The organism is Pseudomonas sp. NBRC 111133 (assembly GCF_001320605.1).
Taxonomy (GTDB): domain Bacteria; phylum Pseudomonadota; class Gammaproteobacteria; order Pseudomonadales; family Pseudomonadaceae; genus Aquipseudomonas; species Aquipseudomonas monteilii.
In genome coordinates this window covers 23801-50458 of record NZ_BCBJ01000096.1, presented here as the reverse complement: position 1 = coordinate 50458, position 26658 = coordinate 23801, and the positions used below count along the sequence as shown (strand labels likewise).

27 protein-coding genes are annotated in these 26658 nt (G+C 63.0%); 7 read left to right on the top strand and 20 right to left on the bottom strand.

From position 1 onward, the window contains the following. Nucleotides 1-9 precede the first annotated feature (9 nt). From APH36_RS22785 to APH36_RS22775, 3 genes are all read right to left on the bottom strand, one after another. A complete protein-coding gene (locus tag APH36_RS22785) occupies nucleotides 10-327 on the bottom strand; it encodes a hypothetical protein (protein WP_060500495.1) in 318 nt (105 codons plus the stop codon). A gap of 143 nt (nucleotides 328-470) precedes the next feature. Continuing rightward, nucleotides 471-1436 (bottom strand): agmatinase, encoded by a 966-nt coding sequence (gene speB / locus APH36_RS22780; RefSeq protein WP_060500494.1) that lies wholly within the window; start codon nucleotides 1434-1436, stop codon nucleotides 471-473. A gap of 25 nt (nucleotides 1437-1461) precedes the next feature. Further along, on the bottom strand, nucleotides 1462-2541 hold the full coding sequence (locus APH36_RS22775; protein ID WP_060500492.1) for an extracellular solute-binding protein: 1080 nt from the start codon (nucleotides 2539-2541) through the stop codon (nucleotides 1462-1464). A 102-nt stretch (nucleotides 2542-2643) separates the two neighbouring features. On the opposite strand from APH36_RS22775, the gene APH36_RS22770 reads away from it, so the two are divergent. After that, the gene (locus tag APH36_RS22770) at nucleotides 2644-3534 is read left to right on the top strand and encodes a LysR family transcriptional regulator (protein ID WP_060500490.1); all 891 of its coding nucleotides are present in this window, start codon (nucleotides 2644-2646) and stop codon (nucleotides 3532-3534) included. 52 nt (nucleotides 3535-3586) lie between these two features. Here the strand turns inward: APH36_RS22770 and APH36_RS22765 are convergent, their stop codons facing one another. Together APH36_RS22765 and APH36_RS22760 are read right to left on the bottom strand one after the other, a co-directional pair. Next, nucleotides 3587-6013 carry a TonB-dependent receptor gene (locus APH36_RS22765; protein ID WP_060500488.1) on the bottom strand — a complete coding sequence of 809 codons (2427 nt, stop codon included), beginning with the start codon at nucleotides 6011-6013 and terminating at the stop codon, nucleotides 3587-3589. Between the two features lie 227 nt (nucleotides 6014-6240). Then, on the bottom strand, nucleotides 6241-7365 hold the full coding sequence (locus tag APH36_RS22760) for a sigma-70 family RNA polymerase sigma factor (RefSeq protein WP_060500485.1): 1125 nt from the start codon (nucleotides 7363-7365) through the stop codon (nucleotides 6241-6243). Nucleotides 7366-7499: 134 nt separating this feature from the next. Here APH36_RS22760 and APH36_RS22755 point away from each other — a divergent pair, with 134 nt between their 5' ends. Continuing rightward, nucleotides 7500-7982 (top strand): LEA type 2 family protein, encoded by a 483-nt coding sequence (locus APH36_RS22755; RefSeq protein ID WP_060500483.1) that lies wholly within the window; start codon nucleotides 7500-7502, stop codon nucleotides 7980-7982. A gap of 15 nt (nucleotides 7983-7997) precedes the next feature. Here APH36_RS22755 and APH36_RS22750 read toward each other — a convergent pair whose 3' ends face one another. Continuing rightward, nucleotides 7998-8261: a hypothetical protein gene (locus tag APH36_RS22750; protein ID WP_060500481.1), complete on the bottom strand. Its 264-nt coding sequence runs from the start codon at nucleotides 8259-8261 to the stop codon at nucleotides 7998-8000. 129 nt (nucleotides 8262-8390) lie between these two features. Between APH36_RS22750 and APH36_RS22745 the strand changes: the two genes are divergently transcribed. After that, a complete protein-coding gene (locus APH36_RS22745) occupies nucleotides 8391-8711 on the top strand; it encodes a YqjD family protein (protein WP_060500479.1) in 321 nt (106 codons plus the stop codon). A gap of 22 nt (nucleotides 8712-8733) precedes the next feature. Here APH36_RS22745 and APH36_RS22740 read toward each other — a convergent pair whose 3' ends face one another. After that, the gene (locus APH36_RS22740; RefSeq protein WP_016714954.1) at nucleotides 8734-9351 is read right to left on the bottom strand and encodes a tRNA-(ms[2]io[6]A)-hydroxylase; all 618 of its coding nucleotides are present in this window, start codon (nucleotides 9349-9351) and stop codon (nucleotides 8734-8736) included. 157 nt (nucleotides 9352-9508) lie between these two features. On the opposite strand from APH36_RS22740, the gene APH36_RS22735 reads away from it, so the two are divergent. Continuing rightward, nucleotides 9509-10372 (top strand): universal stress protein, encoded by an 864-nt coding sequence (locus APH36_RS22735; protein WP_060500477.1) that lies wholly within the window; start codon nucleotides 9509-9511, stop codon nucleotides 10370-10372. A gap of 65 nt (nucleotides 10373-10437) precedes the next feature. Here the strand turns inward: APH36_RS22735 and APH36_RS22730 are convergent, their stop codons facing one another. The 6 genes from APH36_RS22730 to sfnG form a co-directional block, all read right to left on the bottom strand. After that, complete coding sequence (locus tag APH36_RS22730) at nucleotides 10438-10641, bottom strand: formate dehydrogenase subunit delta (protein WP_060500475.1); 204 nt, start codon at nucleotides 10639-10641, stop codon at nucleotides 10438-10440. Beyond that, nucleotides 10638-13520 (bottom strand): formate dehydrogenase subunit alpha, encoded by a 2883-nt coding sequence (fdhF, locus tag APH36_RS22725; RefSeq protein ID WP_060500473.1) that lies wholly within the window; start codon nucleotides 13518-13520, stop codon nucleotides 10638-10640. The genes APH36_RS22730 and fdhF overlap by 4 nt, the downstream gene beginning before the upstream one ends. Next, entirely contained in the window at nucleotides 13517-15076 is a 1560-nt protein-coding gene (locus tag APH36_RS22720) for an NADH-quinone oxidoreductase subunit NuoF (protein WP_060500470.1), read from the bottom strand. The genes fdhF and APH36_RS22720 overlap by 4 nt, the downstream gene beginning before the upstream one ends. Further along, on the bottom strand, nucleotides 15070-15552 hold the full coding sequence (locus APH36_RS22715) for a formate dehydrogenase subunit gamma (protein WP_019098738.1): 483 nt from the start codon (nucleotides 15550-15552) through the stop codon (nucleotides 15070-15072). Before APH36_RS22715 ends, APH36_RS22720 begins: the two co-directional genes overlap by 7 nt. 227 nt (nucleotides 15553-15779) lie before the next feature. Next, nucleotides 15780-16340 carry a hypothetical protein gene (locus tag APH36_RS22710; RefSeq protein ID WP_060500469.1) on the bottom strand — a complete coding sequence of 187 codons (561 nt, stop codon included), beginning with the start codon at nucleotides 16338-16340 and terminating at the stop codon, nucleotides 15780-15782. A gap of 94 nt (nucleotides 16341-16434) precedes the next feature. Beyond that, complete coding sequence (gene sfnG / locus APH36_RS22705; RefSeq protein ID WP_060500467.1) at nucleotides 16435-17529, bottom strand: dimethylsulfone monooxygenase SfnG; 1095 nt, start codon at nucleotides 17527-17529, stop codon at nucleotides 16435-16437. A gap of 259 nt (nucleotides 17530-17788) precedes the next feature. On the opposite strand from sfnG, the gene APH36_RS22700 reads away from it, so the two are divergent. After that, nucleotides 17789-18349 (top strand): nucleotidyltransferase family protein, encoded by a 561-nt coding sequence (locus tag APH36_RS22700; protein ID WP_060500465.1) that lies wholly within the window; start codon nucleotides 17789-17791, stop codon nucleotides 18347-18349. Between the two features lie 59 nt (nucleotides 18350-18408). Here APH36_RS22700 and APH36_RS22695 read toward each other — a convergent pair whose 3' ends face one another. The 6 genes from APH36_RS22695 to APH36_RS22670 all read right to left on the bottom strand — a co-directional run bounded on the left by APH36_RS22695 (nucleotide 18409) and on the right by APH36_RS22670 (nucleotide 23933). Further along, the gene (locus tag APH36_RS22695) at nucleotides 18409-18918 is read right to left on the bottom strand and encodes a ProQ/FinO family protein (RefSeq protein WP_060500463.1); all 510 of its coding nucleotides are present in this window, start codon (nucleotides 18916-18918) and stop codon (nucleotides 18409-18411) included. A gap of 113 nt (nucleotides 18919-19031) precedes the next feature. Next, nucleotides 19032-19586, bottom strand: coding sequence for a helix-turn-helix domain-containing protein (locus APH36_RS22690; RefSeq protein ID WP_060500461.1), 555 nt, complete (start codon nucleotides 19584-19586; stop codon nucleotides 19032-19034). Nucleotides 19587-19730: 144 nt separating this feature from the next. Continuing rightward, nucleotides 19731-21089, bottom strand: coding sequence for an aspartate aminotransferase family protein (locus APH36_RS22685; RefSeq protein WP_060500459.1), 1359 nt, complete (start codon nucleotides 21087-21089; stop codon nucleotides 19731-19733). A gap of 67 nt (nucleotides 21090-21156) precedes the next feature. Beyond that, on the bottom strand, nucleotides 21157-21930 hold the full coding sequence (locus APH36_RS22680) for a gamma-glutamyl-gamma-aminobutyrate hydrolase family protein (protein WP_060500457.1): 774 nt from the start codon (nucleotides 21928-21930) through the stop codon (nucleotides 21157-21159). 74 nt (nucleotides 21931-22004) lie between these two features. Then, nucleotides 22005-23351, bottom strand: coding sequence for a glutamine synthetase family protein (locus APH36_RS22675; RefSeq protein WP_060500455.1), 1347 nt, complete (start codon nucleotides 23349-23351; stop codon nucleotides 22005-22007). A 27-nt stretch (nucleotides 23352-23378) separates the two neighbouring features. Further along, the gene (locus APH36_RS22670; protein ID WP_060500453.1) at nucleotides 23379-23933 is read right to left on the bottom strand and encodes a helix-turn-helix domain-containing protein; all 555 of its coding nucleotides are present in this window, start codon (nucleotides 23931-23933) and stop codon (nucleotides 23379-23381) included. A 213-nt stretch (nucleotides 23934-24146) separates the two neighbouring features. Here APH36_RS22670 and APH36_RS22665 point away from each other — a divergent pair, with 213 nt between their 5' ends. After that, complete coding sequence (locus APH36_RS22665; RefSeq protein ID WP_060500451.1) at nucleotides 24147-25040, top strand: LysR substrate-binding domain-containing protein; 894 nt, start codon at nucleotides 24147-24149, stop codon at nucleotides 25038-25040. Between the two features lie 99 nt (nucleotides 25041-25139). Beyond that, nucleotides 25140-25844, top strand: a complete 705-nt coding sequence (locus APH36_RS22660; RefSeq protein WP_060500448.1) for an SDR family oxidoreductase — start codon at nucleotides 25140-25142, stop codon at nucleotides 25842-25844. Between the two features lie 51 nt (nucleotides 25845-25895). Here APH36_RS22660 and APH36_RS22655 read toward each other — a convergent pair whose 3' ends face one another. Then, the gene (locus APH36_RS22655) at nucleotides 25896-26612 is read right to left on the bottom strand and encodes a murein L,D-transpeptidase catalytic domain family protein (RefSeq protein WP_060500446.1); all 717 of its coding nucleotides are present in this window, start codon (nucleotides 26610-26612) and stop codon (nucleotides 25896-25898) included. Between the last annotated feature and the right edge of the window lie 46 nt (nucleotides 26613-26658).

Genomic DNA, 26658 nt, shown 5'->3' with positions numbered 1-26658 from the left:
CGTATGGGCTTAGGGCGCACGCGTGCTGTCGCGCGGCGGCCGGGTAGGTTCCAGGTTCGGGGTTTGCTGCTGGCGGCGCAGGTTGTCGCCATTGCCAATGCCCCGGTTGTCCAGGCTGGGCGTGCGTTGGTACGGGTCGGTGGAGGGGCCACGCACGGGCGGCGCGGCAGGCATGCTGCCTTGGCGGCTGTTGGGGTTGGCGCGCTGGATCGGGCTGTTGTAGGGGTTATTGTTGCCGGCAGCGAGCTGCAACGGTGGCTGCGGAGCAGCGTGCGCGGGCAGGCACAAGGCCAGGCCAAGCGCCAGGATGGGCAATGACGGGTTCATGCTTCACCTCCTGTACGAAAATGCCGCGCCTTGGGGGTTTTGATAGCCTAAGGCGCGAAGGGTTCGCGGCAAAAGTGTGAATGCGGGTGGAGTTGATTCCTGATATTTCAGTATGGACCTTGAGGCCGCTTCGCGGCCCCCGATTACTGGCCTTTGTCTACCTTGTGCCGCGCCGCATACAAGCACAGCATCTCCATCGCCAACGTCGCCCCGGCCAATGCGGTGATATCGGCATGGTCATAAGCCGGTGCCACCTCCACCAGGTCCATGCCCACCAGGTTGATACCACGCAGCCCGCCCAGAATTTCCAGCGCCTGCACCGTGGTAAGCCCACCACACACCGGAGTACCCGTGCCAGGCGCATAGGCCGGGTCAAGGCAGTCGATATCGAACGTGAGGTACACCGGCCGGTCGCCCACCCGCTGACGAATTGCCGCAATGATCGCCTCGGTGCCCTGGCGGTGTACCTGCCGGGCATCCAGGATGGCAAAGCCCTGGCTGTCGTCGTTGGTGGTGCGCAGGCCGATCTGCACCGAACTGCCCGGGTCTACCAGGCCTTCACGGGCGGCATGCCAGAACATGGTGCCATGGTCGATTCGCTTGCCCTCCTCGTCCGGCCACGTATCGCTGTGGGCATCGAAGTGAATCAGCGCCAGCGGGCCATGGCGGCGAGCGTGAGCTTTGAGCAGCGGGTAGCTGATGAAGTGGTCGCCGCCCAAGGTGAGCATGGCGCAACCGGCCTGAAGGATGTGCTCGGCATGGGCCTCGATGCTGTCCGGCACCGACTCCGGCGTGCCGCTGTCGAAGGCGCAGTCGCCGTAGTCGATCACTGCCAGGTGGTCGAACGGGTCGAACGCCCACGGCCAGTGCCGGGCCCAGGCCTGCTGCACCGAGGCAGCGCGGATCGCGCGTGGGCCAAAACGTGCGCCAGGGCGGTTGCTGGTGGCGGTATCGAACGGCACACCGCTGACGACCACATCCACACCACGCAGGTCGCGGCTGTAGCGTCGGCGGGAGAAACTGGTAATGCCGGCGTAGGTACTTTCTGCGGCAGTGCCGTACAGGCTGTCGCGGGTCATCGCCTGGTCATTGCTTGCGGCTTGGTCCACGGTCGGGCTCCTGGGTTGTTATGCGTTATTGCCGGGTGCGGAAGGCCGTCCACAGGCGGTTGCGCTGGCGCAGGTCGGACAGCGCCATGCTGCGGTCGGCGAACAGCCGCTGGCGCACTTCGGCCGGCGGGTAGATGTCGGGGTCGTTGCGCACCGCTTCGTCCACCAGCGGCGTGGCCGCCTGGTTGGCGTTGGCAAAAAACAGCGTGTTGGTCAGCGCAGCCACCGACTCTGGCTTGAGCATGAAGGCGATGAACGCACGCGCTGCCTCGGGGTGCGGGGCGTCTTTGGGGATGACCAGGTTGTCCTGCCACACCAGCGTGCCTTCCCGGGGAATACGGTAAATCAGCTCGAACGGCTTGCCGGCACGGCGCGCCTGGTCGGCGGCCATCGCCGCATCGCCGTTGTAGGTCAGCGCCAGGCACACACTGCCATTGGCCAGGTCGCTGATCTGCCGGCCATTGGCGACGTAGCTGATCGAGGGTTGTAGTTGGCTCAGCAGGCGCTGCGCAGCCGCCAGATCATCCTTGCTCTGGCTGTACGGGTCCTTGCCCAGGTAGTTGAGGGCCACGCCAATCACCTCCTGCGGTGAATCGGGCATGGCAATGCCGCAATCCTTAAGGCGGCTGGCGTATTCGGGCTTGAACAGCAGGTCGAGGCTGTCCAGCGGCACATCACCCAGGCGCTGGCGCACCGCTTCCACGTTCACCCCCAGGCCCAAGGTGCCCCAGGTGTACGGCACAGCGTGGCGGTTCCCGGGGTCGGCCTCGGCAAGCTTGGCCAGCAGGTCCTTGTCGAGGTTGCTGTAGCCGGGCATGGCCTGGGGGTCGAGCGGTTGCAGGGCGTTGGCCTTCAGCGCCTGGGCCAGTACGGTCGACGATGGCACCACCACGTCGTAGCCACTGCCACCGGTCAGCAGCTTGGTTTCCAGTACTTCGGTGGTGTCGAAGGTGTCGTAGCGCACCTTGTAGCCGGTTTCCTGCTCGAAGCGCTTGAGGGTTTGCGGGGCAACGTAGTCGGCCCAGCTGTAGAGGTTGACGACCTTTTCTTCGGCTTGCAGCGGCAAGGCCAGAACCAGGGACAACAGGCACAACGATCGACGCATGGCGGACACCTCGGCAAATGGGTGGATGCCGCGAGCATGCCAGCCGGGTTACATTGCAGGAATGGCAAGTTTGCAAAGCTGACATTCAACAGGAGCAATGTAATGCTCGGACAAGTGCACGACCCCGACCTGCACCTGCTGCGGCTGTTCGTCACTGTAGTCGAGGCCGGCGGCTTCAGCGCCGCACAAGGCGTGCTCGGCCTGAGCCAGCCCACTATCAGCCAGCGCATGGCACAGCTGGAAGCACGCCTGGGTTATCGCCTGTGCAGCCGGGGCAAGGGTGGCTTTCACCTCACGGAGAAAGGCACGTTGCTATTGGAGGCGGCGCGCGGGCTGCTGCTGAACATCGAGCAGTTTCGCCAGCAGGCCAATGGGGTTGCCGGGCGGTTGCTGGGGACCGTGCGCATCGGCATGGCGGAGAACCAGGACAAGGCGGTGAGCCTTAAGCTGGCCGCAGCCATTTCGGCATTTCGCACACGAGAGGAAGCAGTGCAACTGGAACTGATCAGTGCGCCGCCAGCGGAGCTGGAACGGCTGTTGCTGGAGCAGCGGCTGGACTATGCCATCAGCTACTTCTCCGGCAACCAGGCGGCCTTTGATTACCAGCCACTGTTCGAGGAGCGACAACGGCTTTATTGCGGGAAGCAGCATGTGCTGTTTGGTGTTAAGGACGTTGAACATGAGCGGCTGCTGGACATGGATCAGGTGTGCCACCCGTACCGGTTTCTCAAAGGCGGCGAACCGTTTCAGAGCCGGCGCAGCATGGCCGTGGCGGAGCAGATCGAGAGCGTGCTGACGTTCATTTTGTCGGGGCGGCATATTGGCTATCTGCCACGCCATTGTGCGCTGGGGTGGGAAGCCGAAGGGCTGTTGTGGGCGCTGGACCCGGGGCTGGATTTTGTGGTGCCGTTTACCCTGGCTCGGCACCGGGCACAAGCGGTGGGCGAGGCCCAGCAGGCGTTTGCGCAGGATTTGCTGGCCGCGTTTGCCTGAACCGGCCTCTTCGCGGGTTCACCCGCGAAGAGGCCAGAACAGACAACATCAATCAGTAAGCCATGCTCCAGGTCAAGGTGTAGGTACGCCCACGCCCTTGATAGTCATACAGATACGCCGGCCCATAAGTCGGCGAATAGAACAACGTCGCACGCTGGCCCCAGACCGTGCTGTACTGCTTGTCCAGCAGGTTCTGGATGCCGGCGCTGAAGGTGCCGAAGCCGGTGTCCTGGCTACCCAGCAGGTCGAAGGTGGTGTAGCCGTCAATCTCGTGGTCGGCATCGTCCTTCAGGCTGAAGGCATGGTTGGCCTGCAGCCGCGCACTGCGGCCATCGCCCTTCCAGCCGACAAATGCAGTGGCCTTGGACAACGAGGCATACCGGGCATCACGCTTGATCCAGCCACCGTCGGCAGCCTCTTCCTCGGAGCGCGTAAGGTGCAAGGTACCACCCGCCTCCCAGCCGGTCTGGAAATGCCGGGTCAGCGCACCTTCAAAGCCAAAGTCGCGGCTCTTCTGCTCTTCCACGTTGATGGTCAGCGTTTGCGAATCGACGTTGATGATCTTGTCCGACCAGATGTAGTACAGCGCCGCCTGGGCATCCCAGTCCAGATCTGCATAGCGCCAGCCCAGTTCCACCTGGCGGCTCTTGATGCCGGCCAGCGGGTTGTCGGCCACACTCAGGCCTGGCTTGCCGTAGTACTTGGCCGGGTCCGGCAGGTCGAAGCCTTCGCCGTAGTTGGTCCACACCTGATGGCCGTTCTTGAAGTCGTAAATGGCACCGACGTTGAACAGGTTGACTTGGTAATCGTTGCTGCCGCCCGGCACGCCCTTGAAGTCGCTGACGTCCACGTCCATTTGCTGGCGGCGGGCGCCGCCGGAGAAGGTCAGGTTATCGGTGGCATGCCAGTCCAGCTGGGCGTACACCGACACACCATCAACCCGGTAGCTGGGATAGCGCGCGGCCTTGCTGTCCTTCTCCATCTCCAGACCGCCCGACTCGGACGAAGTCAGGGCATTGAACGTGGTCTGCTCGGCGTTGAAACGCTCACGGTCCAGGTCGACGCCGTAGGTCAGCTTCAGCGTGTCCCATTGCTTGGCGAACAGGCCCTTGAGGCTGGTGACCTCGAAGTTTTGCTGCGAAGCGGCGAAGTACACCCCGCGCGAGCCGGTGGGCGTAGCGCGGTTGTAGTACGGGAACGGATAGAAGTTGTCGTCTTCCTTGCGGTACGAGGCCTGCAGGTAGAAGTCCTGGCCCAGCACATCGGTGTGGTGGTAGTTGGCGTTGAGCAGCAGGCGCCGGGTACGCGGCTCCAGGTCGGACGAGTAGCCGCTGCGCAGTTCGGCATCTTCCAGGTCGGACGGTGCGTTGTAGTTGAGGTTGGGGAAGTAGATACCCGTGCTGCCGTGGTTGCCCGAGTCGTAGTACTGGGCCAGCAGGTCGAGGCTCTGCTGGTCGTTCAATTGCAGGCCCAAGGTACCGAGCACATCGAGGGTGCGGTTGTACTGCAGGTCGGTCTGGGTGTTGTCGATGAAAATCTGGTCGCCGGCACCGTCGTAGAAGGCTTCGTTCTGCTCACCGGAGATACCCAGGCGGGCATTGACCCGTTCGTTACCGCCGCTGATCGACTGGGCGAAGCGGGTGGCCAGGTCATCGCTGTTGTTGAAACCGCTGCTGGCACCCAGCTGTGTTTCGAAGCGCGCCGGGCCGGGCTCGCCCTTCTTGGTGACGATGTTGATGATGCCGCCAGTGGCTCCGCCGCCGTAGATGGCGCTGGCGCCAGACAACACTTCGACACGCTCGACGTTGAACGGCGAAATGCTGTCGAACTGGCGCGACAGGCCACGCGAGCTGTTCTGGCTGACCCCGTCGATCATCACCAGCACGTTGCGCCCGCGCATGTTCTGGCCGTAGTTGGTGCGCCCTTCCGGCGCCAGGTCGAGGCCGGGTACCAGCTTGCCGATGGCTTCCTTCAGGCTGACGCCGCTGTCGATCTGTTCGCGCAATTGCTGCTGGTCGACTACCCAGACCGTGCCGGGGATTTCGCTGATTGCAGTGCTGGTACGCGAGGCCACGTTGACTTCGATCGGCTTGAGGTTGACCGCCTGCGGCGCAGCCTCGGCCTTGCGCAGGGTGACCGTGCGGGCATCGCTGAACTGCCAGCCCATGCCGCTACCGGCCAGCAACTGCTGCAGGGCCTGCTCGACGTTGTAGCTGCCGTGCAACGCAGGGCTGGCCAGGCCTGCAACATCGCCCGTGGTGTACAGCAGGTGCAGGCCGGCCTGGTCGGCGAAGGCAGTCAGGGCCTGGTCCAGCGGCTGGGCGGGCAGGTCGAGCTGAACCTGACGGGCCTGGACCTGGGCCTGGTCGGCAGCGGTCGACGCCCATGCCGACAACGGGCCGGCCAGCATGGCCAGGGCGCTGCAGGACATCAGGGCATGGTGAAGTGAACCGCGACGGCGGTGCAGGGGCTTGAGCATCAGAGGCACGAATGAGCTTCCTGACAAGTCGTAAATGAGAATGGGTTGCTGATCAGTCCCACTACGACGATCTGGCTTGCAGGAACTTGCAGTCGCAAATGGAAATTATTTTTCCTGTACCGGCCCCTTCGCGGGCAAGCCCGCTCGCACAAGTACATCACAGTCCTTGAATTCTGTGGCGTACCTGTGGGAGCGGGCTTGCCCGCGAAGAGGTCGGCACAGGCTGGTCAATGAACCACGGCCAACCACGGCAGGTAGGTCACCTTCAGGCCATACCGCTGCTCCAGCGTGCGCAACAGCGCCTCCGGCTCGTCAAGGTCAAACACCCCGCTCACCTCCATCGCTGCCAGCTTGCTATCGGACAGCACAATCCGCCCATGCCGGTAACGCTCAAGTTCCGCCAGCACCTGCCCCAGCGGCTTGCCGTTGAAGATCAGCTTGCCGCGCTGCCAGGCCATCTGCGTTCCGGCATCGGCGGCTACCACCAATGAACGTTCGCCAACCTTGGCCTCACCACGCGCCAGCACCACACGGCCATCGCGGCGCACGCTGAACGTGGCTGCACCACCCTGCACACGCTCACCCGCCGTCTCGACCACAAACGGCCGCGCCTCATCAGCGGTCTCGAACAGGGCCTCACCGGCATCCAGCACCACCCGGCGTTCGTGCGCGTTGAACACCACGCTCAGCGCACTGGCGCTGTTCAATGTCACCCGCGTGCCATCTGCCAGGGTGATCACCTGCCGCTCGCCCACTGCAGTGTGGTAATCCGCCAGCAGCATCGGCGCCTGTTGCCAAGCCGCCATCGCGGCGACCAGCAACACCACGGAGGCCGCCACACCCGCCTGTTTGAGCCAGTCGCGGCAATGGCGCAAGGCTTGGCCGATGTACTTGGCCACCATGCTCTCGGAAACCCCCAGCCGCTGTGCAATCTGCGCCTGGGTCAGGCCTTCGACGCGGTTCAGCAACAACGCCTGGCGGGCATTGTCGGGCAGTTTCAGCAGCGCATCGTCAAGAATTTGCAAGCGCTCCCGGGCCAGCAACATCGCCTCGGGTGCTGGCGCCGGGCAGGCCAGTTCCGCTGCCCCGTCACAGTCGTCATGGCTGGCCGCCAGGCGCTGTTCGCGGCGCAAGGCATCGATTGCCAGGTTGCCGGCCACGCGGAAGATGAAGCTGCGCGCATGCAGCACCGGCAGCGCTTGCTCATCGATCTTGACCAGCTTCAGGTAGGTTTCCTGGGCCACGTCGGCGGCGCGCTGGCGGTCGCTCATGCGCCGGGTCAGAAACTGCAGCAGGTCGTCGTAGTGCTCCTGGAAACTCGCCAGCAGCCCCGACACGGGTGACGTCAGCATGGGTTTGGGAACAGCCAGTAGGAGGAGTTATCGGGCGTTAATGAGAAACAGTATCTTTCATCCCGTGGGGCACTTTCAACGCCCACTTGCATTTGCCACACTGACACTTCGCTCACTCTGGCAAGGTCGCCCTCATGACTGCCCGCCTGTACCGCTTTACCCGGTTAATGCTTGTGCTACTGATGGCCTACGGCCTGAACGCGTGCGCACTGTTCCAGCCACGTGACCCGGTCAATATCAGTGTGATCGGCATCGAACCGTTGCCCGGCCAGGAACTGGAACTGCGCATGGCCGTGAAAATGCGGGTGCAAAACCCCAGCGAATCGCCCATCGACTACAACGGCATTGCCCTCAACCTGGAAGTGAACGGCCAGCCGCTGGCCGCCGGGGTCAGCGACCAGCAGGGGCACATCGGCCGTTATGAAGAAGCGGTGATCGTGGTGCCGGTAAGCATCACGGCATTTTCCTTCCTGCGCCAGGCCTATGGACTGGGCAAGGTGGACTCGCTGCAGGGCCTGCCCTACAAGCTGCGCGGCAAGCTGGCCGGTGGTCTGCTGGGGACTGTGCGCTTTACCGACGAGGGCAAGCTGGACCTGCCCAAGGGCGCCTACTGGTAAGCACCTGGGGGGTGTTCAGCGGCTGGCGCTGGCGGCGGCCATCAGCTTGTTGACTTCGCTGCGCACCATGCTGGCGTATTCGGGGGGCGTCATGCCGTCCAGCTCGGCGCGTACCCACTCGGCCCACTTGCCCTTGCGACGCGGTTTTTCGGCAATCAGCCGGGCCGCTTCGCCCTTGGCCTTGCCCAGGTTGTTCTGCCACAGCTCGAACAACCGCGCCTTCTCTGCCTCGATCTGCGCCCGTTCCTCGAAGCTCATGTTGGCCAGATTAAAACTCATGAAGGTACCTGCAGGTTTGAAAATGGCCGCTATCTTACACCCAGGCAACGCAACATCAGTAAGCCGGCGCAACTTTCCCGACGCGGCGGCATCCATTGTTCAAACCACCCCATCGACGAGGACGAGTTCATGGCCCGGAAAAACGCCGCACTGGCAGACAGCGATCAGATCAAGGACCAGGTATTCAGCGAACTGCAATCGCTGATCGAAGAATCGGAAAAACTGCTGAACGACAGCGCCGCCCTGGTGGGCGACGAAGCAGAAACGTTACGCGCGCAGGTCAACCTGAAGCTGCGCCAGGCCCGCCAGGCGGCCAGCAATATGCGCAGCAAGGCGCAACCGGTGGTGGACGCCACCCAGGACTACATAGGTGGCCATCCGTGGCAGACCGTGGCCATTTCCGCAGGCCTTGGCCTGGTGGTGGGCCTGCTGCTGGGCCGGCGCAACTGACGGCTGGGCCGCCTGGTGCGAATCAGGCGGCCAGCGCTTGCGGGATGCCGCTGTGGAAGCGCAGTTCCTGGTCCGGTGACTGGATCAGCTCGACCTCAGCGGCACGCACCAGCTCCACCCGGCGGGCGATGTCTGCCTCATCACCGTAGTTGTGCGCCAGTTTCAGGTAGCCTTGGTAGTGGCGTGCTTCGCTTTTCAGCAGGCCGTGATAGAAGCGGCCCAGCTCCTCATCCAGGTGCGGCACCAGCGCGGCAAAGCGCTCGCAGCTGCGCGCTTCGATAAATGCCCCCACCACCAGCGTATCCACCAGCTTGACCGGCTCGTGGGCGCGCACCAGGCGGCGCAGCCCCGACGCATAGCGCCCCGCCGACACCGGGCGCAGTGGCACGCCACGGCGCTTCATCAGCCGCAGCACCTGTTCATGGTGCACCAGCTCTTCACGGGCCAGGCGCGACATCATGTTGATCAGGTCGAGGTGGGTGTTGTACTTGGCCATCAGGCTCAAGGCCGTGCTGGCAGCCTTGAATTCGCAGTTCTTGTGGTCGATCAGCAGGGTTTCCTGGTCGGCCAGCGCCGCTTCGATCCAGGCATCTGGCGTCGGGCAGCCAAGAAAGGCGTCGATTTCGGGGATCAGGGACATACGCGTGCAACCACACAGAACAGGCAGGGCCGGCGATTATAGCGGCGGCGGCGGGCGGCGTCAGTGACTATGCTTCTTGATGTACATCAAGCGCCAGCGGGGGCCGCGCCGTCTATAGTCAGGCATTGGTCGCCACCTTTGAAGGGAGCTAACGCCCATGCAAGCCGTCCGCAGCATCCTTGTCGTCCTCGACCCCGAGCACGCCCACAGCCGGGCGCTGACCCGGGCCAAGCTGATTGCCGGCGTGACCGGCGCACGCCTGCACCTGCTGATGTGCGACAAACGGCATGACCACCATGCGCTGCTGAGCCTGTTAAGTAGTCAGCTGCACGATGACGGCTACGACAATGTCACCCATGAAGAGGCCTGGCGCGGCAACCTGCACGACACCATCATCTACGTGCAGCAGGCCGAGGGTTGCGAGCTGGTGATCAAGGAACACCGCCCGGACAACCCGCTGAAAAAAGCCCTGCTCACCCCCAGCGACTGGAAGCTGCTGCGCCAGTGCCCGTGTGCGGTGCTGATGGTGAAGAGTGAGCAGCCCTGGACGGGTGGCGTGATCCTGGCGGCGGTGGACGTGGGCAACCAGGACGAGGATCACCGCCGCCTGCATGCCAGCATCATTGACCATGGTTTCGAGATTGCCAAGCTGGCCAAGGGTGAACTGCATGTCATCAGCGCCCATCCGTCACCGATGCTGTCGGCGTCGGACCCGGCGTACCAGTTGAGCGAAACCATCGAAAAGCGTTACCGCGAGGCGTGCAAAGCGTTCCAGGCCGAGTACGACATTAGCGAAGAGCGTTTGCATGTGGCCGAAGGGCCGGCGGACGTGCTGATCCCGCATACCGAGCAGAAGCTGGGGGCGGTGGTGACGGTGATCGGCACGGTGTGCCGCACCGGGATTACCGGGGCGTTGATTGGGAATACTTCGGAGGTGGTGCTGGATGCTCTGGAAGGCGATGTGCTGGTGCTAAAGAGTGAAGAGGCCATCGCCCACCAAGCCGAGTTAGCCCACGGTTAAACCTACTGTTTCGCTTCACCGCACTATTACTGGGGCTGCTGCGCAGCCCCAATCAGCACCAGACGCTAGCCCAACGCCTCCCGCACCTTGGGGTCCAGCCCCTCCCCAGCATTGGCCTCGATCCACTCCGCCAATTGCCGGCGCATCGCCGGTGTCCAGAAGCTCTGCAAATGCTGCCGCACCCCTTGTACCGCCAAGGCCCGGTCCGGCTCGCTGTCGAAGTAATGGGCAATCTGGTTGGCCATCTTGACCAGGTTGTCGCTGCTCATCGGCGCACCTCGGCGTTCTCCTGTGTACGGCGCTCCTTCAGCAAACGCCGCTGCTCATCACTGAAGTCCTGATAACGCTTCTGCCACTGCGACGGCTGGAACACTTTCACCACTTCCACCGCCGTTACCTTGTACTCGGGGCAGTTGGTGGCCCAGTCGGAGTTGTCGGTGGTAATCACATTGGCCCCCGACTCGGGGAAGTGGAAGGTGGTGTACACCACGCCCGGTGCGACCCGCGCGCTGACCTTGGCGCGCAGTACGGTCTGCCCAGCGCGGCTGCCGATGCCCACCCAGTCACCGTCCTGGATGCCACGGCTTTCGGCATCGGTCGGGTGAATTTCCAGGCGGTCGGCGTCATGCCAGGCCACGTTGCCGGTACGGCGGGTCTGGGCGCCGACGTTGTACTGGCTGAGGATGCGCCCGGTGGTCAGCAGCAGCGGGTAGCGGTTGTTGACCTTCTCGTCGGTGGGCACGTAACCGGTGAGCATGAAGCGCCCCTTGCCCCGCACGAACTGGTCGATGTGCATGGTCGGCGTGCCATCGGGTGCGGCGTCGTTGCACGGCCACTGCAAGCTACCGTGGCGGTCGATTTCGGCATAGCTGACGCGGCGGAAGGTCGGCGTCAGGCGGGCGATCTCGTCCATGATCTCGGACGGGTGACGGTAGTTCATCGGGTAGCCCAAGGCGTTGGCCAAGGCCACGGTCGCTTCCCAGTCCGCCTTGCCTGCCAACGGTTCCATCACCTTGCGCACCCGCGAAATCCGGCGTTCGGCATTGGTGAAGGTGCCGTCCTTTTCCAGGAACGAGCTGCCTGGCAGGAACACGTGGGCAAACTTGGCCGTTTCGTTGAGGAAAATATCCTGCACCACCACGCACTCCATGGCGTGCAAGGCCGCCGTGACATGCTGGGTGTTGGGGTCGCTCTGGGCGATGTCCTCGCCTTGGCAGTACAACGCCTTGAAGCTGCCGTCCAGCGCGGCTTCGAACATGTTGGGAATGCGCAGGCCTGGGTCAGGCTGCAGGGTCACTCCCCAGGCGCGTTCGAACTCCGCACGCACATTCTCGTTGGAAATGTGCCGGTAGCCCGGCAGTTCATGGGGGAAAGAGCCCATGTCGCACGAGCCCTGCACGTTGTTCTGCCCGCGCAGCGGGTTCACCCCTACCCCTTCACGGCCGATGTTGCCGGTGGCCATGGCCAGGTTGGCAATGCCCATCACTGCGGTGCTGCCCTGGCTGTGCTCGGTCACGCCCAAGCCGTAGTAAATTGCCGCGTTGCCACCTGTGGCATACAACCGGGCAGCGGCACGGATCTGTTCGGCGGGCACGCCGCAGACCGGGCCGAGCACTTCAGGGGCGTTGTCTGCCAGGCTGACGAAATCACGCCAGCGGGCAAAGTCTTCTGTTTCGCAGCGCGCATCGATGAAGCGCTGGGCCAGCAGGCCCTCGGTGACGATCACATGAGCCAGGGCGTTGAGCATCGCCACGTTAGTGCCTGGGCGCAGTTGCAGGTGCAGCTCGGCGCGGGCATGGGGCGAGTCGACCAGGTCGATGCGCCGTGGGTCGATCACGATCAGCCGCGCGCCCTGGCGCAGGCGGCGCTTAAGCTGCGAGCCGAACACCGGGTGGGCATCGGTGGGGTTGGCGCCTATCACCAGCACCACGTCGGCCTGCATCACCGAATCGAAGCTTTGTGTGCCGGCCGATTCACCCAGGGTTTGCTTCAGGCCATAGCCGGTGGGTGAATGGCACACCCGCGCGCAGGTATCGACGTTGTTGTTGCCGAACGCCGTGCGCACCAGCTTTTGCACCAGATAGGCTTCTTCGTTGGTGCAGCGGCTGGAGGTGATACCGCCAATCGAGTCACGCCCGTACTTGAGCTGGATGCGGCGGAACTCGCTGGCGGCATACGTCACCGCCTCGTCCCAGCTCACTTCCTGCCACGGGTCTTCCAGCCGCTTGCGGATCATCGGCTTGGTAATACGGTCCGGGTGGGTGGCGTAGCCCCAGGCGAAACGGCCCTTGACGCAGGCGTGGCCATGGTTGGCGCCGCCGTTCTTGTCCGGGACCATGCGCACCAGTTGGTCGCCTTTCATTTCGGCGCGGAACGAACAACCGACACCGCAATAGGCGCAAGTGGTGATGACCGAGCGCTCAGGTTGGCCAAGCTGCACCAGGCTTTTTTCCGTCAGGGTTGCGGTCGGGCACGCCTGCACGCAGGCGCCGCAGGAGACGCACTCGGAAGCCAGGAAGTTGTCTCCGCCCGCCGCCGCCACCCGCGACTCGAAACCGCGCCCGGTAATGGTCAGGGCGAAGGTACCCTGGATGTCCTCGCAGGCGCGCACGCAGCGGCTGCACACAATGCACTTGCTGGGCTCGTAGTCGAAATACGGGTTGGAAACGTCCTTTTTCTCGGCCAGGTGGTTGGCGCCATCGTAGCCGTAGCGCACCTCGCGCAAGCCCACCTGGCCCGCCACGGTCTGCAGCTCGCAGTTGCCGTTGGCCGAACAGGTCAGGCAGTCCAGCGGGTGGTCGGAGATGTACAGCTCCATCACGTTGCGGCGCAGGCCAGCCAGGCGTGGGGTTTCGGTGCGTACCACCATGCCTTCGCTGACGGGCGTGGTGCAGGACGCCGGGTAGCCGCGCATGCCTTCGATTTCCACCATGCACATGCGGCACGAGCCGAAGGCTTCGAGGCTGTCGGTGGCGCAGAGCTTGGGAATACTGGTGCCAAGCATGGCGGCAGCGCGCATGACGGAAGTGCCGGCGGGCACGCTGATGGCACGGCCATCGATGCTCAGGCTGACCTGCACGTCGCTGTCACGGGCCGGGGTGCCGAGGTCGCCGCTTTTATCCAAAGCGGGGTCGAAGAAATTGATCACTGCGCGGCCTCCGTGGTGGTCAGCCCGAAATCGGCGGGGAAGTACTTGAGGGCGCTGGCCACCGGGTAGGCGGTCATGCCGCCCATGGCGCACAGCGAGCCGTACTGCATCGTGTCGCACAGGTCGCGCAGCAACAGGGCCTGGTCGTGGCGTTCAGTGAAATCCTGGGTCGCCATCAACCGGTCGACCACTTCCATGCCACGGGTAGAGCCGATGCGGCACGGGGTGCATTTGCCGCAGGACTCTTCAGCGCAGAACTGCAGGGCAAAGCGCGCCATGCTGGCCATGTTCAGGGTGTCGTCGGCCACCACTACACCGCCATGGCCAAGCATCGCGCCCATGGCGGCGAAGGCTTCGTAATCCAGCGGGGTGTCGAAGTGGCTGGGCGATACCCAGGCGCCGAGCGGGCCACCGACCTGCGCAGCTTTCAGCGGTCGGCCACTGGCGGTGCCGCCGCCATAGCCTTCGACCAGTTCACGAAGGGTCAGGCCGAATGCGCGTTCCACCAAACCGCCCTGGCGGATATTACCGGCCAGCTGGAACGGCAGGGTGCCCAGCGAGCGGCCCATGCCGAAGTTGCGGTAAAACGCTGCCCCCTTGGCCAGAATGATGGGCACCGAAGCCAAGGTGAGCACGTTGTGTACGAGTGTCGGCAGGCCGAACAACCCTTGCAGCGCGGGCAGTGGAGGCTTGGCGCGGACGACGCCCCGCTTGCCTTCGATGGATTCCAGCAATGCGGTTTCTTCGCCGCAGATATAGGCGCCGGCGCCCACCCGCACTTCCAGGTCGAAGGACTGGCCGCTGCCGGCCACGTCAGTGCCGAGATAGCCGGCATCGCGGGCGATGGCCAAGGCCTGGTCAAGCACACGAATGGCATCGGGGTATTCCGAACGCACGTAGATGTAGCCTTTGTCGGCGCCCACAGCGAGGCCGGCAATGCTCATGCCTTCGATCAACAGGAACGGGTCGCCTTCCATCAGCATGCGGTCGGCGAAGGTACCGGAGTCGCCTTCGTCGGCGTTGCACACCACATACTTTTGCCCGGCGCCGGCGTCGCGTACGGTGCGCCACTTGATGCCAGCGGGGAACGCCGCGCCGCCACGGCCACGCAGGCCGGAATCGAGCACGGCAGCGACCACATCGGCGCCGCCCATTGCCACGGCAGCTTCCAGGCCGGCGAAACCACCCTGGGCGCGGTAGTCGTCCAGCGACAACGGGCGGGTGATACCGGCGCGGGCGAACAGCAGGCGCTGCTGGGTTTTCAGGTAAGGAATGTCTTCGACCGGCCCCAGCGCCAGCGAGTGGCCACCGGGTTCACCGGCCAGGGCATCGAGCAGCGAAGTCACCTCCTGCGGGGTGACCGGGCCAAAACCCAGGCGCCCTTGTGCGCTGTCGCACTCGACCAGCGGCTCCAGCCAGTAAAGCCCGCGTGAACTGGTGCGCTGGATATCCAGCGGTAGCTGGCGACGCTCGGCCTCGCGCTGCAAGGCATCGGCCACCTGGTCGGCCCCGACGGCACGGGCCACCGAGTCGCAGGGGATATAGAGCTTCAGCATGCTGCGTCCTCCCGGCAACCGTTGACCAATGCGCGCAGGCGCTCAGGGGTGAGCCGCGCATGCACCTGGCCGTCCAGCTCCAGGGCCGGCGAACAGGCGCAGGCACCCAGGCAGTACACCGGGCGCAGGCTGATGGCACCGTCGGCGCTGGTGCCGTGGTCGTCCAGTGCCAGCTGTTCGCGCAATTGCGCGGCCAGGGCCTCGGCGCCACGGCTCTGGCACGACTCAGCGCGGCACAGGCGCAAGGTGTGGCGCGCAGGCGGCGTGGTGCGGAAGTCGTGATAGAAGCTGATCACCCCGCGCACCTCGGCCAGGCTGAGGTTGAGGGCATGGGCGATTTCGGGAACAGCGGCATCGGGGATATAGCCGATGTCGTGCTGGATGGCATGCAGGATCGGCAACAAGGCGCCTGGGGTAGCCTTGTCACGGGCCAGAATGCGCTGGATAACGGGCAGGTGGAGCAATTCATCAGGCATACAGCGGACCTCGGCATCACGGACCCTGCCTGAATTATTGTGGGGGCAGGTGTCCGGCGTGTTCTGCTGCGGCGCGCCGGCCACGTCACGGTTGCGCGGTCTGGCGGCCTCCTTGCCGACGGCCGTGCATCTGCGTGCACTGGTCCGAGGCATCCTGCAAGCATGGCACTTGTGGCGCCAGGAGGTTGCGTGCGAACGACCAGGCGCGTCCTGAAACCGACCTGCGGTTAAGGCTTAGCGGTTTCAATCAGCTTGTCGAACTTGCGGTTCAATTGCGCAAACTTCTCGTCACTCTTCGCCCGGGCCTTGATGTTCCCGACCGAGCTGGCCTTGTCGGCAATGGTCACCACGGTCCAGTCCCAGTCTTTGGAGACCCAGTACACCAGCTCTCCCTCTGCAGAAAACGCTTCCAGCCGGCCACCGGTATTTGGCACCCGTTTGGCCTGCTTCGTCATCGGCAGCAGTTGCTGGACCCGCGCCTCGTCAGTGGTATCCAGCCGTACCTCAACCTGGCGAAGCTGGTCGGCTTCATTGAACGACGCTTTCACCTGTGAAACGGGAACACCGCCCAGGCTGTAGTCGTTCTTGGGGTTGGCGCCCTGATAAAACTCGGTGGGCACCTGATAGTGATAGCCCGTGAAATGCTCAACCTCGCCGAACTGCTGCTGCAGAATGGCCAGGACCTGAGCCTTGGGCATACCGAGGGTAAACTGGCCAACTTCAAGCGCCGACCAGGCTTGCAAGGGGAAAATCGCGCAGGCGAACAGGAGCGGTAAGGTCCGTTTCATGGGGTAGTCTTCCTTGAAGTAAGCCCGTCAACCTAACCCCTGCACGACAATCCGACAATACTGGCAGGGTGCCAAGCCCTCCCTGCCCACGGCCTCAGGCTACTGCTTTGTCCAGGCCACGCTCGGCTTCCAGCGCCCGCACCAGCGGCAACACGTGCTCGCCGAAGTACGCCACTTCCTCCTGGAAATGCAGGAAGCCGGAGAGGATCAAATCCACCCCCACCGCCTTCAACGCGACGATGCGTTCGGCAATTTGCTGCGGTGTGCCGATCAGGTTGGTCTTGAAGCCGTCGTTGTACTGCACCAGGTCCTCGAAGCTGGACTTCGCCCAGTTGCCCTCGCCCTCCGGGCTGGCCGAACCGGCATGCTTGACCTCCTGGCCAAACGCTCGCACCGCCTCGGGGTTGGCCTTGTCGATGATTTCTTGCAGCACTGCCCGCGCTTCTTCCTCGGTATCGCGGGCAATGATGAAGGCATTCACCCCGATCTTTACCGAGTGGCCGTTGGCCGCCGCCTTGCTGCGGATGTCGTCCACTTGGGCCTTGATCCCTTCCACGCTGTTGCCGTTGGTGAAGTACCAGTCCGACACACGCGCAGCCATGTCCCGTGCCGCACGCGAGCTGCCGCCCTGGAAGATTTCCGGGTGCGGTTGCTGCAGCGGCTTGGGTTTGAGGTTGTAGTTACGGAAGCGGTAAAAGTCGCCGTTGAAGGTGAAGTTGTCCTGGGTCCAGATGCCCTTCAACGCGCGGATGAATTCTTCAGAACGGCGATAGCGCTCGTCGTGATCCAGCCAAGGCTCACCGATGGCATGGAACTCGCCCTTGAACCAGCCCGAAACCACGTTGATGGCGATACGGCCCTGGGTGAACTGGTCGATGCTCGCCAGCTGCTTGGCCGCCAGCGCCGGGTTCCACGGGCCTGGCAGGATGGCGGCGATGACCTTGAGTTTTTCCGTGGCAGCCAGCAGCGCGTGGCTGATGGTGACGGACTCATGCTGGTTGTCGGCGCCATAGCCCGCTGTGAAACGGATTTGCGACAGGGCGTAATCGAAACCGGATTTTTCCGCAATTTGCGCCAGCTTGCGGTTGTAGTCGATGTCCCAGCTGGTGCGCTGCTCGATGGTGCTGACCACCAGGCCACCGCTGACGTTGGGGACCCAGTAGGCGAATTTGATTGGGGCGTGGCTCATGGGGAGGCTCCTTGGTGATTCGTGAGATACAAGGAGGTAAGAGCAGCAACTGTGCCAATGCTTTAATGTCTTTATTTTCAACTGGTTATTGAGAACGAAAGGCGATGTTGGGTGCATATGACCAAACAATCTGTGGGATCACTGTTGCCTGCGCAACATCACCACTAGCGGTTAGGTTATGCGGGCCTGCGAGGGTGATGAGCTGAGCGTGATTCAGGTAAGCTCGACCGCTGCAATGCAACCATCAAGGACGGTACCCATGCATTCACTGACCGATGAGCAAGTGCTGGAGAGCATCCATGAAAACCCGGTAAACCGGGCGCTCCTGACGATCCTGCCAACTCTGGATGTTCCCCAGTGCATGTTGACTGCGGGCGCCCTGTTCCAGGCCTTCTGGAACCAGCGCGCGGGACTGCCTGCCGACTGGGGGATCAAGGACTACGACATCGCCTATTTCGACACTGACCTGTCCTGGGAAGCAGAGGACCGGATGATTACCAGGGTGCAGCAGGCCTGTGCGCACCTTGGCGTCAATGTCGAGGTCCGCAATCAGGCCCGCGTTCACCTGTGGTACCAGGCCAAGTTCGGCGGCACTTACGCGCCTTTACACAAGGTGACCGATGGCATCGACCGCTACCTGATCCGCTCGACCTGCCTGGGCGTTGATGCACACACAGGCGCGCTGTACAGCACGCATGGCCTGGAAGACCTGCAGAACAACCAGCTGAGGATGAACGCGTTGAATCCTCGCCCCGATTTGTTCAAGGCAAAAGCCGGCAGTTATCGCGAGCGCTGGCCATGGCTTGCCTTGGTCGAGTGAAGGCCTATGCCATTACCTTACTCACGTTGACCTTGCACCAGGCAAGCCGCCCGGGCGTGTCAGTCGGCGGCGGGAGCCGCTGCTGTGTCGGTGGCGGGGGCCGGAGCCTGCGCTTTCGACTTCGCACGGTTGCGACGGTCCTGGCTTCGCTGCCGCGATGCCTGCTGCTTGGCATGCAGTGCCTGAGCGGCGGTCACAGTGCCAGCGGCTTGGCCGGTCAAGTCCAGGCGTGGAGCGTTCTCGACCATACTTGCCCAGTACCGGGCACCCCGGCACCAAGTCGAGATGCCCAGCTTGAGCTGCTCACGGGTTAGCCCGAGCAGCTCCAGGTGTTGCTCGGCATCCTTGAAAATACCCTCTTTGAGCGGCACCTTGGGGGCCGGGTTGACCGGGAAGGCCAACGGAAAATGCTTCTGCAATGGCCAAATCGCCGCGACCGCCGGATCCTGCTCGCGCGGCTTCGCCTGCGGGGACGGTTTGCGCTTGGGCTGCTTCGGGCTCTGGGCCTTTTCCTGCTGTTTTTCCGCGCGCAGGCGGTCGCGTAGCGCTGCTAGTTGTTCAAAACCCATCGTTCAGTTCACTGCTTCGAAGTTGATTGCGTGGCGCAAGGATACCCTATGCAGCCCGTACAGTGTTTACAGGTCATCTTTCCTGGCCAACCGAGACACGCCGAGCGGGCCTTTCAGCTGAACACCCAGAGTACCCGTGTGGGCTTGTCGGTGAGGTTGGCGTAACGAAAGCGGGCGTGGGGTTGCAGCTGAAAGCTGTCACTGGCGCGCAGCGTTACCGGCTCACCGCCGCCCAGCCACACGGTCAGTTCACCTTCGAGCACGAAGCAGCCCTGCTCCGAGCTGTCGTCCAGGTACTCCTCGCCGCTGCTGGCCCCCGGCTCCAGATGGCTATCGAGCATGGAGAACGCGCCCGATATGGTGGGGGATGCCAATACATCGGTGATGCCGCCCGCCAGGTGAAGCGTGCGACGCTCGTGCGGGCGGGTGACCCAGTCGAGCTCGCGGGGTTTTTCCAGCTTGTAGAAGTAGGCGGTCGAGACACCCAGCGCTTCACTGATGGCGGTAAGGTCGGCCACGGTCGGGCGTGATACGCCCCGCTCGACCTGGGACAGAAAGCCCACCGAACGGCCAATTCGCTGGGCCAGATCGCCCAGGGTCAGGCCTTTGAACTTGCGCAGGTCGCGAATCAGTACTGCCAGGCCTTCGATTTCTTCGTGCACTTTCATAGTTGAATCGCGACTTTCAGACAGGAAATGAATGCCCTGAAAAGTACATGATCCGACTCGCAAAGCAAAATGCTTCACAGGTGTACGTCTTGCCAGCCGGGCAAACCGGGGCCGCCTTGCGACCCCGGTGCAGCCAACGGCCGCTTAGCGAACAGCCTCGTACGTCAGGTCCAAGCACTTGCGGGCCTTTTCCACCAGTTCGTCAATCTCCTCAAGGCTGATCACCAGCGGTGGCGCGATGATCATGGTGTCGCCCACGGCGCGCATGATCAGGCCGTTGTCGAAGCAGTGCTGGCGGCAGATCATGCCCACGCCCTTGCCTTCGTAACGGGCGCGGGTGGCCTTGTCTTTCACCAGCTCGATCGCACCGAGCATGCCCAGGCCACGTACTTCGCCTACCAGCGGATGGTCGGCCAGCTCGCGCAGGCGTTGTTGCAGGTACGGCGCGGTTTTATCGTGCACTTGCTGGATGATCTGCTCGTCACGCAGGATGCGCAGGTTCTCCAGGCCCACCGCCGCCGCCACCGGGTGGCCGGAATAGGTGAAACCGTGGTTGAAGTCGCCACCTTCGCTGAGTACCTGGGCCACTTCGTCACGCACGATCACCCCGCCCATGGGGATGTAGCCAGAGGTCAGGCCCTTGGCGATGGTCATCAGGTCGGGTTTGAGGCCGTAGTAGTCGGTACCGAACCACTCTCCGGTACGCCCGAAGCCGCAAATCACTTCGTCGGCGACGAACAGGATGTCGTACTTGGCGAGGATCTCCTTCACCTTCGGCCAGTAGGTCTGTGGCGGAATGATCACGCCACCGGCGCCCTGGATCGGCTCGGCGATGAAGGCAGCGACGTTGTCTTCGCCGACTTCAAGGATTTTCTTCTCCAGCTGCTCAGCCGCCCACACGCCGAATTCGGCCTCGGTCATGTCGCCGCCTTCCCCGAACCAGTAAGGCTGCGCAATGTGCACGATATCCGGGATCACCCCGCCCTGCTGGTGCATGCCGCTCATGCCGCCCAAGGCTGCGCCCGCCACGGTAGAGCCGTGGTAACCGTTGATGCGACCAATGATCACCTTCTTGTTCTTCTGGCCCTTCAGCGCCCAGTAATGGCGGACCATGCGCAGCACGGTGTCGTTGCCTTCGGAGCCGGAACCCGTGAAGAACACATGGTTCATGCCTTGCGGGGCCACATCGGCGATCGCCTTGGCCAGCTCCAGCGCAGGCGGGTGAGCGGTCTGGAAGAACAGGTTGTAGTAAGGCAGTTGCTTCATCTGCTGGCTGGCGACTTCGGCCAGCTCATCGCGACCATAGCCAACCGCCACGCACCACAGGCCGGCCATGCCATCGAGAATCTTGTTGCCTTCGCTGTCCCACAGGTACACGCCCTTGGCCGAGGTGATGATGCGCGGGCCTTTCTCGGCCAGTTGCTGCACATCGCTGAACGGCGCCAGGTGGTGGTCGCGGCTCATGGCCTGCCAGGCCAGGGTTTGCGGATTCTGTTCACTCATTGCTTTCGCTCCATCGCGTTGCGCAGCGAGGCTGCGCAGGTACTTTTTCTAGTTGGGAAAGGTCGCTTCAGGCAGACAGCAACAGCTTCTGGCGCAATACCGAGCGCTGCCGGCAGGCCTTGCCGAAGGACTGGAAGAGGGTCAGGTAGTGCGGGTTGTCCATGACCTGGAACTCAGGGTGCCATTGCACCGCAAGGGCAAAGCCCTTGCCGTTCTCGACCGAAATCGCTTCCACCAGGCCATCGGGTGCCAGCGCTTCCACCCTCAGCCCCGGGGCCAGTACATCGATGCCCTGACCATGGATGGAATTGACGTCGAAGATCGCCGGCAAACCCATGCGGTCGAGCAGGCCACCAGGCTCTACATGCATGGTGTGGCGCGGGCCATACTGCTTTTCGATGGGCTCGCCCTTGCCTTCACGGTGGTCCATGAACACCCCGGCCTCGTGCACGTTCTGGTGCAGGGTGCCGCCCAGTGCCACGTTCATTTCCTGAAAGCCACGGCAAATGCCGAGTACCGGCACACCGGCAGCGATAGCCGCACGCATCAGCGGCAACGTGGTGGCATCACGCAGCGGGTCGTGATGGGTGCCCTCGGCACTGGCCGGGCCGTTGTAGTGAAACGGCTCGATGTTGGACGGCGAGCCGGTGAAGATCAGCCCGTCCACCACGTCGAGAATATCGGCGCTGTCCACCAGCTCACCGAGGCTGGGTATCACGATGGGCAAGCCACACGCCGCCTTGGCCGCCGCGCGTGCATACTTCTCGGCGATGGTCTGGGTGGCATGCTGCTCAATCATGCTGGTGCATGCGGTAATGCCAATAACGGGCACACGTGGCATATCTTCCTCCGGCAAATCGGTATTGCGCGTGGTGTTTGAACGTTGGAAAGGCGTCGCTGTACCAACGGCGCCAGCTACAGGAACCAGCGGTATTCGCGGGCATCGATGTGGCGCATGAAGTCCAGTTGCTCCTGGTATTTGTTTTCGCAATACACCATCACGAACTCACTGCCCAAACCCTGGTTGACTACCGGGTGGTGACGCATGGCGGCTAGGGCGCTGAGGGCATCCTTGGGGAAGTCGATGCCGCTCTGGCGGTTGTCGTTCAGCGGGGCGATGGGCTCAACGCCGCGGTCCAGGCCGTGCTCCATGCCGGTCAGGATGGCCGCCAGCACCAGGTACGGGTTGGCATCGGCACCCGCGAGGCGGTGTTCGATGCGCAGGTTGCGCGGGTCGGACTCGGGGATGCGAATGCACGCATCACGGTCTTCGAAGCCCCAGCTGGCCTTGCTCGCCGCGTTGACCATGGCGCCATAGCGGCGATAAGCATTGTGGTTAGGGGCGAAGATCGGCATGCAGTGCGGCAGCAACTCCAGGCACCCGGCTACCGCATGGCGCAGCTTGCGCTGTTCGGCACCGGCAAGGATGTTATTGCCAGCGGTGTCGTACAGGCTGACGTGCACATGCATGCCGCTGCCTGGCGCATCAAGGTAGGGCTTGCTCATGAAGCTGGCACGGTAGCCGTGCTTCATCGCGATACCCCGGGTGCTGCGGCAGAACAGCGCCGACCAGTCCGCCGCGCTCAGGGCATCGTCGCTGTGGGAGAAGTTTATCTCGAACTGGCCTGGGCCCAGTTCCGCCGTGATGACGTTCGCTGGCACACCCTGCTCATTGGCGCCATCCACCATTTCGTGCAGCACTGACGAGAAGCGCGACAGCCGCTCGATGTGCATGTTCGGCTGGTCGTCTTCATCCCCGGTCGCCGTGTCGCGTGGGTACTGCGGCAGGCCGTTATCCAGCTGGCGGTCGAACAGGTAGAACTCCAGCTCGAACGCCACCACCGGGCGAATGCCACGCTTGGCCAGGCGTTCGATAACGCGGGCCAGCACCTCGCGGGGCTCGAACTCGATCGGCTGGGCGGTGCCGTCGGAGGTAATCAGCATCTGGGCGATCACTTCCTTTTCCCAGCGCACCGGTTTCAGGGTGCCTGGTACCAGGCGCCGGGCGGCGTCCGGGTCGCCGTCAGCGAAGCAGTAGTCACCAATCGGGTAGAGCCCACCCTGGGTGCCGAGCAGCACGCAGTTCTGTGGCAGCTTCAGCGGCGCGCCGGCGGCGACCTTTTCCAGCATGTCCATGGGGTAACGCTTGCCGTAAAAGTGCCCGGGGATATCCAGCGCAATCAGGTCGACATAACGTATGGCCGGGTGCTGCGCTCGAAACGCGCGCACTTCAGTCAGCAGATCCGGAAAGATGACACTCATCTTCTTATCCTTGTGAGTTGAACGAATTCAATTGAAGACCCAGAGCACGCGGGTGGGCTTTGCCGTCAGGTTGGCGTAACGGAACTGCGCGTGGGGTTGCAGCTGGAAACAGTCATTGGCCTGAAGGGTCACGGCCTCGCCTTGGTCCAGCCATACCGTGAGTTCGCCTTCGAGCACGAAGCAGCCCTGCTCGGAGCGGTCACTCAGGTACGCCTCGCCACTGGTGGCGCCGGGCTCGAGATGACTGTCGAGCAGGGAGAAGGCACCGGCGATGGTGGGCGACGCCAGCACATCGGTGATGCCCGACTCCAGGTACAGCGTGCGCCGCTCGTGGGGGCGCGTGACCCAGCCGATGCTGCGGGGCTTGCTCAGGTTGTAGAAGTACGCGGTCGACACGCCGAGCGCTTCGCTGATGGCGGTGAGGTCGGCCACGGTCGGGCGCGAAACACCGCGTTCGACCTGGGAAAGGAACCCAACCGAGCGGTTGATGCGCTCGGCCAGCTCACCCAGGGTCAGGTTCTTGAATTTGCGCAGGTCGTGAATAAGGATCGCGAGGGCTTCAACCTCTTCGTGCATCTTCATCGTTTCGGACTGCCGTGAAATTTTTAGAGTTATTTTTCATGAAAAATTACATGAAAAATTTCACGCGTCAAGCACAGAGATGCAAATGTGTAACCGACAACGACGTGGCTTAAGCGAAACAGCGCTGGATTGGCTGCGGTGGCGTGGGTTTCTTTAATGGTGCTCAGGGAGTAGCCTCGGCGTTGAATCTTTGCAGCCCGGGCCCCCATCGTCATGCCAAACGGTTTCCCTGACTTACCCTCACTCAACGCGCTACGTGTGTTTGAAGTGGTTGCCCGCCACCTCAACTTCCGCTTGGCTGCCGAGGAGCTGGGTGTTACCCAGGCCGCCGTTGCTCAGCAAATACGCGGGCTGGAAGCGAGCCTGAACCTTCGTTTGTTCGAGCGCCTGCCCCGGGGCCTGGCACTGACCGATGCGGGCCTGGGCTATAGCGGCAGCATTCGCAGTGCCTTGGCGATGATCGATGAGGCAACCCGCCTGTTGCGCCCGCAGACGTCTCACCTGACGGTCAGCGTTACCCCCACCTTTGCCTCGAAATGGCTTATTCCCAGGCTCGGCAACTTTGCGCAAAGCCACCCGGACATCGATCTGCGAGTGCTGGCCACCGATCGGCTGTCTCACTTCAGTACCGACGGCGTGGATATCGCGGTGCGCTATGGCAAGCCCGAAATTGGCGCGGGGTTGAACAGCGAACTGTTGATGGAACAGTACATCGTCGCCGTGGCCAGCCCAGCGTTGTTCGAGGGCACCCACATCCCCACCTGCTTCGAACAGCTGCAAGCCTTCATCATGCTTCACGATGCCCATGACTTCTGGCCCCGGTACCTTGCAGCCGTGTTCCCGCACCACGCCCAACCGACCGCCAGAAACCTGCGGTTCAACCAGACTTCATTGGCTATTGATGCCGCCATCAGTGGTCAGGGCATTGCGTTGGCCAGCCTGGCATTCGTCAGTGACGACATTGCCGCAGGCAGGCTGATTCAGGTCTTCGACCAGCCGCTGCGGCTGGACAAGTCGTTCTACCTGGTGTGGCCCCGCAAGCTGCAGCAGCCTGAGTCGCTTGACGTGGTTCAACACTGGCTCAAGCAGCAGGCTGACAATAGTTAATCTACTGTCACGGTAAAGCTTGCCTGTCTCCCTCGCCCCTAAGGCTACTGCTAAGGTGAGTGCACCTAACCAATCAGCCGTTTCAGTTCTGGAGGCAGCATGTCAGTAGAAAAAGTTGCGATTATTACCGCCGGCGGTAGCGGCATGGGCGCTGCAGCAGCACGCCGCCTGGCCGCTGAGGGGTTCAAGGTTGGCATCCTTTCTTCATCGGGCAAAGGTGAAGCGCTGGCTGCCGAGCTTGGCGGCATTGGTGTAACCGGCAGCAACCAGTCGGTCGAAGACCTGCAACGCCTGGTCGACGCCGTGGTGGAAAAATGGGGCCGTATCGACGTGCTGGTCAATAGCGCCGGCCATGGGCCGCGCGCGCCGATCCTGGAGATCAGCGACGAGGACTGGCACAAGGGCATGGACACCTACCTGCTCAATGTCATTCGCCCGACGCGTCTGGTAACGCCTTTCATGCAGCGCCAGAAGGGCGGCGTGATCATCAACATTTCCACCGCCTGGGCGTTCGAGCCGAGCGAGCTGTTCCCGACGTCTGCTGTTTTCCGCTCGGGCCTGGCCGCATTTACCAAGATCTTCGCCGACAACTTCGCCGGGGATAACGTACGGATCAACAATGTCCTGCCCGGCTGGATCGACAGCCTGCCGGCCACCGAACAACGCCGCGACAGCGTGCCGCTCAAGCGCTATGGCACCAGCGAGGAAATCGCCGCCACCATTGCGTTTCTTGCCAGCGACGGCGCGGCCTACATCACGGGGCAGAACATCAGGGTTGATGGAGGTGTGACGCGTAGCGTTTAGGGGCTCATGCAGCTCTTCCGCTGGACGGACAGGGTTGGCCCGCCACTTCCCCTACTTGCTGGCAATCGACTGATTCGCCAGCGGGCAGCTCTGGGCGTTAAGAAAACGCGATGTTTTCAGCCAGTCCTGCTGCGGATAATAGGCGAACACATAGCTACCGCGTTGCAGCGTCTCGATCAGCTTGCCGGCAATGGCCGGCCGAACAGCCGGGCACCCCTGGCTGCGCCCTAAACGACCGAGGCCCGGCACCACCTTGGGGTCGGCATATGCGGCGGCATGCATCACAATCGCCCGCGACATGCTGTTGTCATTGAACCCCGGCTCCAGCCCCTGCAGGCGCAGCGAGCGGCCGTGCTTGCCACTGTAAGTCTGGCCGGTCTCATACAAGCCGATAGACGACTGGTAGCTGTTCGGTGCGTTGGAAAACGCAGTCGGTACATCGGCGCCGCTGTTCTTGCCATGGGCGACCCATTCCTCGAACAACAGCTTCCTGGCACGCAGGTCGAACACCCACAAGCGTTTGTCACGCGAGGCCTTGGAGTAGTCGATCACCGTCAGCAACTTGTCCGCGTCGCTGTGACTGGCGCATGCGTAGGCGGTGAGTGCCAGGGCCAGGGTCGACAGGCTGGCGCTCGGGGCCAACTGCTGCAGCTCGGCGGCACTCGGCAGCGGTTGCGCGTGGGCGGCTTGCCAGGCGCCGAGGAAAAACAGGCCAATACTGGCCAACGAGAGCCGCGCGGCTCCCCGCAATGGTTTGAAGATCGACATGGATTACCTTGATGAAAACGTGGCCGTTGTTGCCATGATTGCAGCC